Here is a 13,890-nt window from a genome sequence, read left to right as displayed (position 1 = left end):
CGCAAAGCCAACCATCAGTCAATCGACGAAAGAGAACCCGTGGCCACCACGAACGACATCAAGAATGGCACCGTCCTCAAGCTCGAGGGAAACCTCTGGAACGTGCTTGAATTCCAGCACGTCAAGCCCGGCAAGGGCGGCGCCTTCGTCCGCACCAAGCTACGCAACATCCTTTCGGGGAAGGTTGTCGACAAGACGTTCAACGCCGGGCTCAAAATCGAGACAGCCACGGTGGACCGCCGCGACTACCAGTACCTGTACAAGGACGGCGACGACTTCGTGTTCATGGACACCACGGACTATGACCAGATCACGGTCCCGGGTGCAACCGTAGGCAGCGCCGAGAACTTCATGCTCGAGAGCCAGATGGCAACAATCGCGATGCACGAGGGTTCACCGCTCTATCTCGAGCTGCCGCCGTCGGTTGTCCTCGAAATCACCTACACCGAGCGGGGCCTGCAGGGCGACCGCTCCACCGGAGGCACCAAGCCGGCCACCGTGGAAACCGGGTACGAGATCCAGGTGCCGCTGTTCCTAGAGACCGGCACCAAGGTGAAGGTTGACACCCGCACCGGTGAGTACCTGGGACGCGTCAACGAGTGAGCGCCCGTAGCAAAGCACGGCGTAGGGCTCTGGATATTCTGTTCGAGGCCGAGCAGCGTTCCGTCTCGCCGATCGAAGCACTTCAGGGTCGCCGTGAGAAGACAGATACGGTCATTAACGAGTACTCGGTGGAGATCATTGAGGGCGTCATGGCCCACGGCACCCAGATCGACGAATTCCTCAGCACCTACTCACAGGGGTGGACGCTGGACCGGATGCCGGCCGTGGACCGCATGATTCTCCGCGTCGGCTCCTGGGAACTGCTGTACAACGAGGATGTCCCGGATACGGTTGCCGTCAGTGAGGCCGTCCAACTGGCGACCATGCTCTCAACTGACGAGTCGCCCGCCTTCATCAATGGCCTGCTCGGCAGGCTGCAGCAGCTCAAGCCGACACTGCTCGCGTAGTCGGCACCCACTGCGTCCGTGCGCCGCTGGTTCAGAACCGGCGCCCGGACGCTGCTGCAATGATCTGCCGGCGGGCGGCGTTCAGTTCATGGAGCAGATCCGCTTCGAGCTGCGGATCTGCCGCAGCTGAATGTCCGGCGCGAAGCCGTTGACGCACGAAAGCGAGCCGTACGCCGGTTCTGACGAAACGCTTCATCGCGGGTTCGGCCCCGATGCGCCGAGCCCATGCGAGAGCTGACGAGCGACCCCTCGCGGAGGCAACCATGTCCAGTTCCTGACCGGTGAGCCAGCCCGAACCGGCGTATTCGGCCAGTCGCTGATAGGTCACCGCGCGTTCTGCCCGCTGCAGTCCTATCACCACGGCGATCACCGCGAGGAACAGCGGCACCTGAACGAGGAAGTAGAACGAGAAGAAGTCGGTGAACAACACCACGAGACCTCCGTTCCACAACATGTGCCCGGCGATTGCGGGTACAAGGCCGAGAATGAACGCTAGCGCCAGCCTGCCCCTGGTGCGGCCTTTCGCAACCGCTATGCCGAGTACCAGGCCCAGCGCACCGGTAAACATGACGTGTGCGAAAGGTGAGAAGAGTCCGCGCATCACGAAGACGGTGATCAGCCCGCCCAGTCCCGCCGGATCTGCCAGCGCTGACCCGAAATACAGGATGTTCTCGGTGAAGGCGAAACCTGCGGCCACCGTACCGGCGTAAACGATCCCGTCCACCGGCCCGTCGAAATAGCTGCGGCGGGATGCCACTAGAATGAGGACACCCAGTCCTTTTGCCACCTCTTCGACCAGCGGAGCCTGAAAGACAGGACCGACGACGTCCGCGGTCGCGCCGTCCAGCCCCTCCGTCAGAAGCAGTGTGACGGTTGGACCAAGCAGAAGCGTCACGGCTACGGACATCCCCGCACCCCAGAGAAAGGCGAATACAAGCGCACCGCGGGGCTCCGGGTCCCACCGGTCGACCCAGCGGATGCCCACGAGGCAGATTGCCAGCGGCACGAGCGCCAGTGCCGCGCACAGAATCAGGGCCGAGGTGCCAAGCTGTGCTGTTATCAGCGCTGCGACTCCGGCGAGCACGAGGCCCGCGCAGATGAGCAGAAGTGCGTTGACGATGGCGGCGCCTGCAGGGGAGGAGCGCTTCCTCCCAGGCGCTGCGAGCCCGGCGGCAGGGTGTGGAGCGGGTGGGACCGACGGCCCCGTGTGCACCTGCTGCCACATCCCCAGCGGGGGCCGCTGCCCTGGTTGAGCCTGCAGGCCCGAGCGGCGCTGGAAGTTCCCCGAGTTCATACTCATCCACACAGGATAGGTGGACCGGACGCCTGTGGTAGTTTTGAACGCGCAGCCAACCCTTTAAAGGCCGTCCTGTGAGGCGGAGAAGGAGGACGCGTTCCTTGAGTGTACCCAGCCCTGAATCCGGAGGATTCGTGTTCCGCACGGTCCTCGGAGAAGCTGACATAGATCGGGCCTTGACCCGTATCGCCCACGAGATCCTCGAAGCCAACAAGGGCTCCCAGGATCTGGTGCTGCTGGGAATTCCGCGCCGCGGATTCCCCCTCGCGCAGCGTCTGGCGCGCAAGATAGCGCGCACAGATCCCGCAGTGAACCCGGACGCGATGGTCGGACGGCTCGACGTCACGATGTTCCGGGACGACCTGCGTAAGCACCCCACCCGGCCCCCGGGTCCCACAAAACTGCCTCCTGCCGGTATCGATGACAAGGTGGTCGTGCTGGTGGATGACGTGCTCTATTCCGGGCGCACCATCCGTGCAGCGCTGGACGCCATCGTTGACATCGGGCGGCCCCGCGTCGTCCGTCTGGCGGTACTGGTCGACCGCGGGCACCGTGAGCTGCCGATCCGCGCGGATCACGTCGGGAAGAACCTGCCCACCTCATCCGCGGAAAAGGTTCGGGTAAGGATCACTGAGGTGGACTCGGTCGACGAAGTAGTGATTGAAGGTCCGGCATGAAGCACCTCCTGTCCACCGAGAACCTCTCGGCCGCGGACGCCATCCGGATCCTCGACACGGCCGAAGAGATGGCCTTGGTCGGCGAGCGGGAAGTAAAGAAGCTTCCCGCCCTGCGCGGGCGGACCGTTGTCAACCTGTTCTTCGAGGATTCGACGCGGACCCGTATCTCTTTCGAGGCCGCGGCCAAGCGGCTGTCAGCCGACGTGATCAACTTCGCAGCCAAGGGCTCGTCTGTGTCCAAGGGCGAATCACTCAAGGACACGGCACAAACCCTTGAGGCAATGAGCGCCGATGCCGTGGTCATCCGGCACTGGGCATCGGGCGCACCGGCGAGGCTCGCGGCCTCGGACTGGATCGATGCTGCTGTGGTCAACGCCGGTGACGGCACCCATGAGCACCCGACACAGGCGCTGCTGGACGCATTCACGCTCCGCCGGCACTGGTCGCAGATTGCCGGCAGGGCCTCCCTCGGTGAGGACCTGCGGGGCCTTCGCATCGCTATCGTCGGGGACGTCCTTCACTCCCGTGTGGCCCGATCCAACCTGTGGCTGCTGACCACCCTCGGTGCTGAAGTGACGCTCGTCGCCCCGCCGACCCTTTTGCCCGTCGGGATTGCGGACTGGCCCTGCAGGGTCAGCTTCGACCTTGATGAGGTGCTCGCCACAGGCCCGCACGCCATCATGATGCTCCGGGTCCAGGGCGAACGGATGAATGCAGCCTTTTTCCCCTCCGCCCGCGAGTATGCCCGCACCTGGGGTTTCGACGACGATCGCCTGGCTGCGCTGGAAGTATCCGCAGGCAAGGACACCATCATCATGCACCCCGGCCCCATGAACCGGGGCCTCGAAATCTCGTCGGCCGCAGCCGACTCCCCCCGTTCGACGGTCCTGGCCCAGGTACGCAACGGCGTATCGGTCCGCATGGCCGTGCTGTACCTGCTGCTTTCAGGCGATGACTCAACGCAGCCGACCCCCGCCCAGGAGGCAACAGTATGACGACCACCTACCTGATCAAGGGCGCCACCACGGCCGCTGGTGAAACCGGCGTCGACGTGCTCGTCGCGGACGGGCGTATCGCTGAGCGGGGACGATCCCTTTCATCGGCCGGTGCCGTCGTGGTCGACGCTGACGGGCTGGTCCTCCTGCCCGGCATGGTGGACATCCACACGCACCTCCGCGAGCCGGGGCGTGAGGATGCCGAAACAGTGGAGACCGGCACACGCGCGGCGGCGATGGGCGGTTACACGGCTGTGCACGCCATGGCCAACAGTATGCCGGTGGCTGATACCGCGGGCGTGGTGGAACAGGTTTACGCACTCGGCCGGCGGGCCGGCTGGGTCGATGTCCGTCCGGTGGGCGCCGTCACCGTTGGCCTCGCGGGGGAGCGGCTCGCCGAACTCGGCGCGATGGCGCAGTCCAGGGCGGGTGTGCGGGTCTTCTCCGACGACGGCATCTGCGTATCCGATCCGGTACTCATGCGCCGCGCGCTCGAGTACGTGAAAGCGTTCGACGGCGTGGTCGCCCAGCACGCGCAGGAGCCCCGCCTCACCGAGGGCGCCCAGATGAACGAGGGCGCAGTGTCTGCTGTCCTGGGCCTGGCGGGATGGCCGGCCGTGGCTGAGGAGAGCATTATCGCCAGGGACGTCCTGCTGGCTCAGCATGTGGGCTCGCGCCTCCATGTGTGCCATGTGTCAACGGCCGGTTCGGTTGAGATCATCCGCTGGGCGAAGCAGCGCGGGGTCAACGTGACAGCTGAGGTCACGCCCCACCATCTGCTGCTCACCGACGAACTGGTCCGTTCCTGGAATCCGGTCTACAAGGTGAACCCGCCGCTACGGACGAACGACGACGTCACTGCGCTCCGGGAGGCCCTGGCCGACGGGACAATCGACGTCGTCGGAACCGACCATGCGCCGCACCCGTCCGAGCACAAGGAATGCGAATGGGCGCAGGCCGCGATGGGGATGACCGGCCTCGAGACCGCACTCTCGGTAGTCCAGCACGCCATGATCGAGACCGGGCTGATGGACTGGGCGCGCTTCGCGGAGGCGACGTCCATCCTTCCCGCTCAGATCGGACGGGTTCAGACCCAGGGCAGGCCGCTGGCAGCCGGTGAGATGGCAAATCTCACACTGGTGGATCCTGCAGCCAGGTGGACGGTCGATCCCCATAAAATGGCTACCAAGGGCCGCAACAGTCCCTTCGCCGGCCTCGAACTGCCGGGCGCCGTCGTCGCAACCTTCTTCGCCGGGCATCCCACGGTGCTGGAAGGGCGGCTCAACACACCGCATCCCGATGCACAAGGGGACTGAAGCGTGGACGTAGCAATAACAGCCGTCGCCATATCCTTGGCCGCCATCGTGCTGCTGGCGGGGCTGATGGCAGTGGGCTGGAGAAACCGCCTCAAGCGCCAGCAGACGCTCAGTGCGCCCGCGGATGCCCCGGAGGACCGGGGAGCACCGGTTTACGCGGCCGAAGGCCAGTACGTCGTCACCACCACAGGCGGGGACTGGCTGGACCGGGTCACAGCGCACGGACTGGGAAACAAGGCCACCGCAACTGCGGCCGTCTATTCACACGGTCTGCTGTTCGACCGCTCCGGAGACACAGAGGTGTACATCGCCAGGCAGAACCTGACCGGTGTGCGTCTGGAGCGGGGCATGGCCGGAAAATTCGTCGAGAAGGACGGACTGGTGGTCGTGTCCTGGACGATGGACTCGCACATTTTCGATACGGGTTTCCGGACCAGGTACGCGGCGGACAAACCGCAGCTCCTGGCAGCGATCAGTGAGCTGATCGAGGACACCGACCCCCTGACCAACCCCACAAGCAAGGAAGTACAGTGACAACACACGCGGGAGTAACAGGAGCCGGTGCCGCGGCGGTTTTGGTCCTCGAGGACGGGCGGACTTTCCGTGGGCAGAGCTACGGCGCTCAGGGCACCGCCCTTGGCGAGGCCGTCTTCGCCACCGGGATGACCGGGTACCAGGAAACGATCACCGACCCGTCCTACGCGCGGCAACTGGTGGTCCAGACAGCGCCGCACATCGGCAACACCGGTGTGAACCGCGACGACGCCGAGTCCCGCCAGATCTGGGTCGCCGGCTACATCGTCCGTGACCCGGCCCGGCGTCCCTCGAACTGGCGCTCTGAAAAGAGCCTCGATGACGAACTCGCCGAGCAGGGCGTTGTGGGAATTCAGGGTGTCGACACCCGCGCGATCACCCGGCACCTGCGGGAGCGCGGCGCCATGAAGGCAGGAATTTTCTCCGGCTCCGACGCCGCCCGCAGCGACGCCGACCTGCTGGCCACAGTCAACGGGCAACACAGCATGGAAGGCTCGCGGCTCGCGGAGGAAGTGAGCGTGGACTCCCGCTACGTCGTCGAACCTTCCGACCACGGCTGGGAGGGAGAGCCCCGCTTCACCGTTGCAGCGCTGGACCTCGGCATCAAGGCCATGACGCCCAAGCACTTCGCCCAGCGCGGCGTGCGGACCGTCGTGCTGCCTGCCACTGCAACGTACGACGACGTCGTGGCCGTGGGTGCCGACGGCGTCTTCATGTCGAACGGGCCTGGAGATCCCTCCACGGCGGACGCCCAGGTGTCGCTGCTGCGCCAGGTCCTCGATGCGAAGACCCCGTTCTTCGGCATCTGCTTCGGGAACCAGATCCTCGGCCGTGCGCTCGGCTTCGGGACGTACAAGCTCCGCTACGGGCACCGGGGAATCAACCAGCCGGTTCTCGACCGCCGCACGGGCAAGGTGGAAATCACCAGCCAGAACCACGGTTTCGCCGTCGACGCGCCGCTGGACGGCCCGGTCAACGCTCCCGAGGAGCGCTTCGGACGTGTCGAGGTGAGCCACGTCTGCCTCAACGACGACGTCGTTGAGGGACTCGCGTGCCTGGACCTGCCGGCCTTCTCGGTTCAGTACCACCCGGAGGCGGCCGCCGGTCCGCACGACTCCGCGTACCTGTTCGACAGGTTCATCGACTTCATGGCTGAGGCTGCCCGCTCGGGCTCCGACGAGCTTGATGCTTCCGAGGTCTCCAAAGCACCCACCCCCGCGCAGGAAGAAAACTAGATGCCCCGCAGAACCGACCTCACCTCCGTCCTGGTCATCGGATCGGGACCCATCGTCATCGGCCAGGCGGCCGAGTTCGACTACTCAGGCACCCAGGCTCTGCGCGTGCTGAAAGAGGAGGGAATCAGGGTCATCCTGGTCAACTCCAATCCGGCCACCATCATGACGGACCCTGAGTTCGCTGACGCAACCTACGTCGAGCCGATCACCCCGGAGGTGGTCGAGAAGATCATCGCCAAGGAGCGGCCGGACGCGATCCTTCCCACCCTGGGCGGCCAGACGGCTCTCAACACCGCAATCGCGCTCGACAAGAACGGCGTACTCGAGAAGTACGGCGTTGAACTTATCGGCGCGAACATCGCGGCGATTGAACTTGGCGAGGACCGCGAGAAGTTCAAGGGCGTCGTCGAGCGCTGCGGGGCGGAGTCTGCCCGCTCGGCCATCATCCACTCGCTGGACGAAGCCTTCGCCGCTGCGGGAGACCTCGGTTACCCCATGGTGGTCCGGCCCTCCTTCACCATGGGCGGGCTGGGCTCCGGTCTGGCCTACAACGAGGACGACCTGCGACGCATCGTCGGCCAGGGCCTTCAGTACAGCCCCACCAGCGAAGTCCTGCTTGAGGAGAGCATTCTCGGGTGGAAGGAATACGAGCTGGAGATGATGCGCGACAAGAAGGACAACGTCGTCGTCGTCTGTTCCATCGAGAACTTCGACCCGGTCGGTGTCCACACCGGAGACTCCATCACGGTGGCTCCCGCGCTGACGCTGACCGACCGCGAGTACCAGCGGCTGCGTGACATCTCGATTGCGGTCATCCGCGAGGTGGGCGTCGATACCGGCGGCTGCAACATCCAGTTCGCGGTGGAACCGGATACCGGGCGCGTAGTGGTCATCGAGATGAACCCCCGGGTATCCCGCTCCTCGGCACTGGCGTCGAAGGCGACCGGTTTTGCGATCGCGAAGATCGCCACGAAGCTTTCCCTGGGCTACACCCTGGACGAGATCCCGAACGACATCACCCGCCAGACCCCGGCATCCTTCGAGCCGACCCTGGACTACGTCGTCGTCAAGGTGCCGAGGTTCGCGTTCGAGAAGTTCCCCGCAGCGGATGACACCCTGACCACCACCATGAAGTCCGTCGGCGAAGCGATGGCCATGGGCCGGAACTTCACCGAGGCGCTGCAGAAGGCGCTGCGGTCCCTTGAACAGAAGGGCTCCCAGCTCCGCTTCGACCGCGTCAGCGAGTTCGATGTGCCTGAACTCGTCGAAGCCGCAAAGCGCCCGACCACGGAACGCCTGTCCCAGGTCCAGCGCGCGCTGCTGGGCGGTGCGAGCGTCGACGAGCTCTACAAGGCCACCGGAATCGACCCCTGGTTCCTGGATCAGCTGGTCCTGCTCAATGAGGTTGCGGAAACCGTCCGCTCGACGGGACTGAAGCCCGAGACCCTGCGGCTGGCCAAGCGCCACGGCTTCTCGGATGAGCAGATCGGCCTGCTCACGCACACCCCTGAGGCAGTGGTTCGCGGGGTGCGTCATGCACTCGATATCAGGCCGGTCTTCAAGACGGTGGACACCTGTGCGGCGGAATTCGCTGCTTACACGCCGTACCACTACTCCTCCTACGACGAGGAGGACGAAGTGGGCCTGCATGCAAAGCCGTCCATCATCATCCTCGGCTCCGGCCCCAACCGCATCGGGCAGGGCATCGAGTTCGATTACTCCTGCGTGCACGCCACCATGGCGCTGCGCAAGGCGGGTTACGAGACGGTCATGGTCAACTGCAACCCCGAGACGGTGTCCACGGACTACGACGTCTCCACCCGGCTGTACTTCGAGCCGCTCACCCTGGAGGATGTGCTCGAGGTCATCGCTGCCGAGGAGCGCACCGGCGGCGTCATGGGCGTCTTCGTCCAGCTCGGCGGGCAGACCCCTCTGAAGCTGGCACAGGAGCTCGCTGATGCAGGGATCCCGATCCTCGGCACCTCGCCGGAGGCTATCGATCTCGCGGAACACCGCGGAGAGTTTGCACGGGTACTGGCCGAAGCCGGACTCATCGCCCCGAAGAACGGCACAGCGGTTTCCTTCGAGGACGCACGCGCGATCGCCGACGAGATCGGTTACCCGGTCCTGGTCCGCCCCTCGTATGTTCTGGGCGGGCGCGGCATGGAGATCGTGTACGACGAGGCGCACCTGTCGCGCTACATCCTCAACGCCACCGAGATCACACCGGACCACCCGGTTCTGATCGACAGATTCCTTGAAGACGCAGTTGAGATCGACGTCGATGCGCTCTATGACGGTAAGGATCTGTATCTGGGCGGCATCATGGAGCACATCGAGGAAGCCGGTATCCACTCCGGCGACTCCGCCTGCGTCCTGCCGCCGATCACCCTGGGTACCGATGTCCTGGAGCGGGTACGCGTGGCAACCCACGCGATCGCCGAGGGCGTCGGTGTCCGCGGCCTGATCAACATCCAGTTCGCGCTGGCTTCCGATGTGCTCTATGTGCTCGAGGCGAATCCGCGTGCTTCACGCACCGTACCGTTCGTCTCCAAGGCGACAGGTGTGCAGATGGCCAAGGCGGCAGCCCTCATCGGAACCGGCGTCACTATCCACCAGCTCCGCAGTGCGTACAAGATGCTGCCCGAAACCGGTGACGGTTCACGCCTGCCGCTGTCCGCCCCGGTGTCCGTGAAGGAAGCTGTGCTGCCGTTCAGCCGATTCCGCACACCCGAGGGGACAGTGGTTGATTCGCTGCTCGGCCCCGAGATGCGGTCCACGGGTGAAGTCATGGGCATCGACAAGCACTTCGACACGGCATTCGCGAAGAGCCAGGCTGCTGCCAACAACGCGCTGCCCACCCAGGGCAAGGTCTTTGTCTCCGTCGCCAACCGCGACAAGCGCTCGATCATCATGGGCGTCAAGCGGCTCTCGGACCTCGGTTTCGAGATCGTCTCAACGGGCGGCACCGCCGACGTCCTGCGCCGCAACGGCATCCAGGCAACGCCCGTCCGCAAGGTTGCCGAAGGCAGCAGCGCCGAAGGCGAGGGCACGATCGCGGACCTGGTGGTGGCAGGGGAGATCGATATGGTCTTCAACACACCTTCGGGCGGGGAAGCGCGCAGCGACGGGTACCAGCTGCGCGCCGCAGCGACCTCGATCGGCATCCCGTGCATCACCACCGTTGCGGAGTTCAATGCCGCGGTGCAGGCAATCGAGGCGCTTCGTACCTACCAGTGGTCCGTGACCAGTTTGCAGGACCACGCCCGCGCCGTCCGCGGCGAAACTGTGCCGGACCCGGTCGGAGCCTGACGGTGACGGCAACCTTCGGGCAGCGGCTGGCGGCCGCCGTCGAACGCCTCGGGAATCTCTGTGTGGGCGTCGACCCGCACCCAGCGCTGCTGAGTGCGTGGGGGCTTCCCGATACGCCGGACGGCGTCGAGCGCTTTTCCGCGACGGTCCTTGAGGCCGTCGCGGGACAGGTGGCGGTCATCAAGCCGCAGGTTGCCCTTTTCGAGCGCCTCGGTTCGCAGGGTATGGCCGCGTTGGAGCGGTTGTTGTCCCGCAGCGCGGAGGCCGGCGTGCTGACGATCGCCGACGCCAAGCGGGGCGACATCGGTTCCACGATGGCAGGCTACGCTGATGCCTGGTTGCGCGATGGATCCGCCCTCGCGGCGGACGCGCTCACGCTGAGTCCGTACCTGGGCTTCGAGTCGTTGCGTCCTGCGTTGGACGCGGCCCGGGAAACCAACCGCGGCGTGTTCGTCCTTGCTCTGACCTCGAATCCGGAGGGCGCATCGGTACAGCACGTGGGAGGGGAGGACTCGGTCGCCCGGCGGATCGTCGAGGCAGCCGCAGCAGAAAACCGCGACGGCGCGCCCGGCTCAGTAGGACTGGTGATCGGTGCCACTGCCGGGGAGGCCGTGCGTCGCCTTGGACTGGACCTCTCCACGCTCAACGGTCCGATTCTTGCGCCCGGAGTGGGAGCACAGGGGGCTGGGCAGCGTGAGCTTCGTGACACTTTCCGGGGTGCAACGGGCCTTGTCCTCCCGAACTCGAGCAGGGAAATCCTGAGCGCGGGTCCCACAGTGGAGGGTCTTCGCAAGGCGGCAGCCGCCACCCAAAGAGCGGTGGACCTGTCCCGCGGCACCGGTTCCGGGACGGATTGATTTTCGGTCAGCCGAGCAGATAGGTTCAGTGCAAGCCCAATCTCCAGACCCGTGACTGCCGGTGTTCGACCGACGGTTCAACTGCCTAGGGAGCCCGAGTGAGCCTCAAGCCTCTCACCGATAGCGAACGAACACTGGCGCGGGAAAAAGCGACGGCGGCGCGGGCTGTCCGGGCGGAGCTGAAGTCCCGGCTGAAGTCCGGTGAGATTACGGTGGCCGAGGTGATCAATGGTTCAGGCCAGGAGGAAGCGATCGGCCGCCTCCGGGTGCTGGACCTGTTGAAAGCCTTGCCCGGGGTGGGGGAGAAAAGGGCTGCAGGCATCATGGACGCCGTGGGAATCGCAGCCACCCGCAGGGTGCGGGGCCTCGGCATCCACCAGCGCAAGGCTCTCGTTGAGCACTTGACGCACCATCCGGTGAACAATCGCCACTAGAGAAGGAAGTATTCGTGAATCAGCCGCGGCTGACCGTACTCGCGGGCCCCACGGCTGTGGGCAAAGGCACCGTTTCCACTTACATCCGTGACAACTACCCCGAAGTGGAGTTGTCCGTTTCGGCCACGACGCGTCCTCCCCGGCCGGGTGAGACAGACGGTGTGCACTACCACTTCGTCTCACCCGAGGAGTTCGACGACCTTGTGGCGACCGGACAGATGCTGGAGTGGGCAGTCGTCCACGGGCGGAACCGCTACGGCACGCTCCGGCGCACGGTGAAAGCCGCCATGGACGCCGGTAAGACCGTATTGCTGGAGATCGATCTGCAGGGCGCGCGTCAGGTGAAGGAGAGTATGCCGGATGCCAACTTCGTCTTCCTGGCGCCTCCCAGCTGGGAGGAAATGGTGCGACGACTGATCGGTCGGGGCACCGAAACACCCGAGGAACAGCAGCAGCGCCTTGCAACCGCTAAACTGGAACTTGCTGCCGAACCGGAATTCGACCACACCGTGGTCAATGACGACGTTCAGCGCGCAGCAGATGAGCTTGTTTCATTGATGGGCCTGACCGCGCACTCGCACTGAAAAGCACGCGCACCAGCTCTACGGCCCAGCGACTATTGGAGATTTTGTGTCTACTCACCCCGAAGGCATCATCAACCCGCCGATCGACTCCCTGCTGGAAGCGTCGGACTCGAAGTACGCCCTCGTGATCTACGGTGCCAAGCGCGCACGCCAGATCAACGCTTACTACTCGCAGCTCCATGAGGGCCTTTTCGAGTATGTTGGTCCGCTGGTGGAAACCAAGCTGAACGAGAAGCCGCTGTCCATCGCACTGCGCGAGATCAACGAGGGCATGCTCGTCGCTGCTCCCGCCGAAGCGTCGGAGTAAGCGCGCCGCCGGTCAGTCAAAGGTACCGACGTGCGTATCATCCTGGGAGTTGGAGGAGGGATCGCCGCCTACAAGGTGGCGTCCCTCCTGCGTTTGTTCACTGAGGCCGGCCACAACGTAACGGTCATACCCACCGAAGCGGCCCAGCGGTTCGTGGGCACTGCCACCTGGGAGGCGCTCTCGGGAAACCCCGTCAGCAACAGTGTGTTCGACGCCGTCGACCAGGTCCGCCATGTGCGTCTCGGCCAGGAAGCGGACCTGGTGGTCATCGCGCCGGCCACCGCGGATCTGCTGGCCAGGGCAGCCGCCGGAATGGCGGATGACCTGCTCACAGGCTCCCTTCTGGTGACGCGCGCCCCGGTGGTTTTCGCGCCTGCCATGCATACCGAGATGTGGCAGCACCCGGCCACTGCGGCGAATGTCGAGACCCTGAGGCGACGCGGCGCCGTCGTGCTTGAACCGGCCGTTGGGCGTCTCACGGGGACTGATACCGGGCCGGGAAGACTGCCCGATCCCGAAATCATCTATGCCGCAGCGCTCAAGGTCTTCTCCGGGCAGGCCGCGCCTGGCGCCCGCCCACTGGCAGGACGCACGCTCACCATCACGGCGGGCGGCACACGCGAGCCGCTGGACCCGGTCCGGTTCCTCGGGAACAGGTCATCGGGAAAGCAGGGCGTGGCGCTGGCCGCAGCCGCCCTGGAAGCGGGCGCGACGGTCCATTTCATCGCGGCCCATATAGATGTACCGCCACCGGCGGGAGTCGAGCTGACACTCGTCGAGACCGCTGAAGAACTGCGGGAAGCGACCCTGAAGCTCGCCCAGCACTCGGACGCCCTCATCATGGCGGCTGCCGTTGCCGATTTCCGGCCTGAGTCGGTCTCCGAGACCAAGGTCAAGAAGCGCGACGACGGCGAGAACCCGGTCATCACGCTTACCCGCAACCCGGACATCCTCGTGGAAACCGTGCAGCAGCGGCGCACCCTCGGCTCGCCGGCAGTGATTGTAGGGTTCGCGGCGGAAACCGGAGATGAGGACGCCACCCCGCTCGCGCACGGGCTGCGAAAGCTTCAACGCAAGGGCTGTGACCTGCTCGTCTTGAACCGTGTCGGCCGCTCGCTGGTCTTCGGTCAGGACTCGACCGAGATAACCCTTCTGGATGCCGGCGGTGCCGAGCCGGAAACGGTCAAGGGAACGAAAGTCAGCGTGGCCCAGGTCGTCGTGCAACGAGTCGCCGAAGCCCTGAGCGCAGCGGGAAAGCCCGCCTGAAACCTCCTTCGGCGTGACCATCGGGGGAGTGCTTCCGCCGTAGCACCCGGTCACACAACCCGCCAG

At 65.2% G+C, this 13,890-nt stretch carries 14 protein-coding genes; 13 read left to right on the top strand and 1 reads right to left on the bottom strand.

What is annotated here, in order from left to right; genetic code table 11:
- The first annotated feature begins 39 nt into the window (after window positions 1–39).
- Both efp and nusB read left to right on the top strand, forming a co-directional pair.
- A complete protein-coding gene (efp, locus tag M1D74_RS08915; RefSeq protein ID WP_309069995.1) occupies window positions 40–603 on the top strand; it encodes an elongation factor P in 564 nt (187 codons plus the stop codon).
- On the top strand, window positions 600–1,010 hold the full coding sequence (gene nusB / locus M1D74_RS08910; protein WP_309069996.1) for a transcription antitermination factor NusB: 411 nt from the start codon (window positions 600–602) through the stop codon (window positions 1,008–1,010). Before efp ends, nusB begins: the two co-directional genes overlap by 4 nt.
- 31 nt (window positions 1,011–1,041) lie before the next feature.
- On the opposite strand, the gene M1D74_RS08905 is transcribed toward nusB, so the two are convergent.
- The gene (locus M1D74_RS08905) at window positions 1,042–2,310 is read right to left on the bottom strand and encodes a PrsW family intramembrane metalloprotease (protein WP_458115110.1); all 1,269 of its coding nucleotides are present in this window, start codon (window positions 2,308–2,310) and stop codon (window positions 1,042–1,044) included.
- A gap of 98 nt (window positions 2,311–2,408) precedes the next feature.
- Here M1D74_RS08905 and pyrR point away from each other — a divergent pair, with 98 nt between their 5' ends.
- The 11 genes from pyrR (at window position 2,409) to coaBC (ending at window position 13,824) form a co-directional block, all read left to right on the top strand.
- Entirely contained in the window at window positions 2,409–2,984 is a 576-nt protein-coding gene (pyrR, locus tag M1D74_RS08900) for a bifunctional pyr operon transcriptional regulator/uracil phosphoribosyltransferase PyrR (protein WP_309069998.1), read from the top strand.
- Window positions 2,981–3,979, top strand: a complete 999-nt coding sequence (locus M1D74_RS08895) for an aspartate carbamoyltransferase catalytic subunit (protein WP_309069999.1) — start codon at window positions 2,981–2,983, stop codon at window positions 3,977–3,979. The genes pyrR and M1D74_RS08895 overlap by 4 nt, the downstream gene beginning before the upstream one ends.
- Window positions 3,976–5,295: a dihydroorotase gene (locus tag M1D74_RS08890; protein WP_458115109.1), complete on the top strand. Its 1,320-nt coding sequence runs from the start codon at window positions 3,976–3,978 to the stop codon at window positions 5,293–5,295. The genes M1D74_RS08895 and M1D74_RS08890 overlap by 4 nt, the downstream gene beginning before the upstream one ends.
- A gap of 3 nt (window positions 5,296–5,298) precedes the next feature.
- Window positions 5,299–5,829 carry a PH-like domain-containing protein gene (locus M1D74_RS08885; RefSeq protein WP_458115108.1) on the top strand — a complete coding sequence of 177 codons (531 nt, stop codon included), beginning with the start codon at window positions 5,299–5,301 and terminating at the stop codon, window positions 5,827–5,829.
- A complete protein-coding gene (carA, locus tag M1D74_RS08880) occupies window positions 5,826–7,064 on the top strand; it encodes a glutamine-hydrolyzing carbamoyl-phosphate synthase small subunit (RefSeq protein ID WP_458115107.1) in 1,239 nt (412 codons plus the stop codon). Before M1D74_RS08885 ends, carA begins: the two co-directional genes overlap by 4 nt.
- The gene (gene carB, locus M1D74_RS08875) at window positions 7,065–10,376 is read left to right on the top strand and encodes a carbamoyl-phosphate synthase large subunit (RefSeq protein WP_458115106.1); all 3,312 of its coding nucleotides are present in this window, start codon (window positions 7,065–7,067) and stop codon (window positions 10,374–10,376) included. It begins immediately after the preceding gene.
- Entirely contained in the window at window positions 10,373–11,233 is an 861-nt protein-coding gene (gene pyrF / locus M1D74_RS08870; protein WP_309070041.1) for an orotidine-5'-phosphate decarboxylase, read from the top strand. Before carB ends, pyrF begins: the two co-directional genes overlap by 4 nt.
- 98 nt (window positions 11,234–11,331) lie before the next feature.
- Window positions 11,332–11,667 carry an integration host factor, actinobacterial type gene (gene mihF, locus M1D74_RS08865; protein WP_309070004.1) on the top strand — a complete coding sequence of 112 codons (336 nt, stop codon included), beginning with the start codon at window positions 11,332–11,334 and terminating at the stop codon, window positions 11,665–11,667.
- A gap of 14 nt (window positions 11,668–11,681) precedes the next feature.
- Complete coding sequence (gene gmk, locus M1D74_RS08860; RefSeq protein ID WP_309070005.1) at window positions 11,682–12,251, top strand: guanylate kinase; 570 nt, start codon at window positions 11,682–11,684, stop codon at window positions 12,249–12,251.
- Between the two features lie 46 nt (window positions 12,252–12,297).
- Entirely contained in the window at window positions 12,298–12,558 is a 261-nt protein-coding gene (gene rpoZ, locus M1D74_RS08855) for a DNA-directed RNA polymerase subunit omega (RefSeq protein ID WP_309070006.1), read from the top strand.
- Between the two features lie 30 nt (window positions 12,559–12,588).
- Window positions 12,589–13,824 (top strand): bifunctional phosphopantothenoylcysteine decarboxylase/phosphopantothenate--cysteine ligase CoaBC, encoded by a 1,236-nt coding sequence (coaBC, locus tag M1D74_RS08850; protein WP_458115105.1) that lies wholly within the window; start codon window positions 12,589–12,591, stop codon window positions 13,822–13,824.
- Window positions 13,825–13,890 lie beyond the last annotated feature (66 nt).

The organism is Arthrobacter sp. D2-10 (genome assembly GCF_054161285.1).
The sequence above is the reverse complement of the archived record's forward strand: the minus strand, read 5'-3'. Positions and strand labels throughout refer to the sequence as shown.

Excerpts from the sequence above, each read along its gene's own strand:
- M1D74_RS08905 (WP_458115110.1), bottom strand. The coding sequence starts at position 2,310 with ATGAGTATGAACTCGGGGAACTTCCAGCGCCGCTCGGGCCTGCAGGCT.
- carB (WP_458115106.1), top strand. The coding sequence starts at position 7,065 with ATGCCCCGCAGAACCGACCTCACCTCCGTCCTGGTCATCGGATCGGGA.
- M1D74_RS08890 (WP_458115109.1), top strand. The coding sequence starts at position 3,976 with ATGACGACCACCTACCTGATCAAGGGCGCCACCACGGCCGCTGGTGAA.
- M1D74_RS08895 (WP_309069999.1), top strand. The coding sequence starts at position 2,981 with ATGAAGCACCTCCTGTCCACCGAGAACCTCTCGGCCGCGGACGCCATC.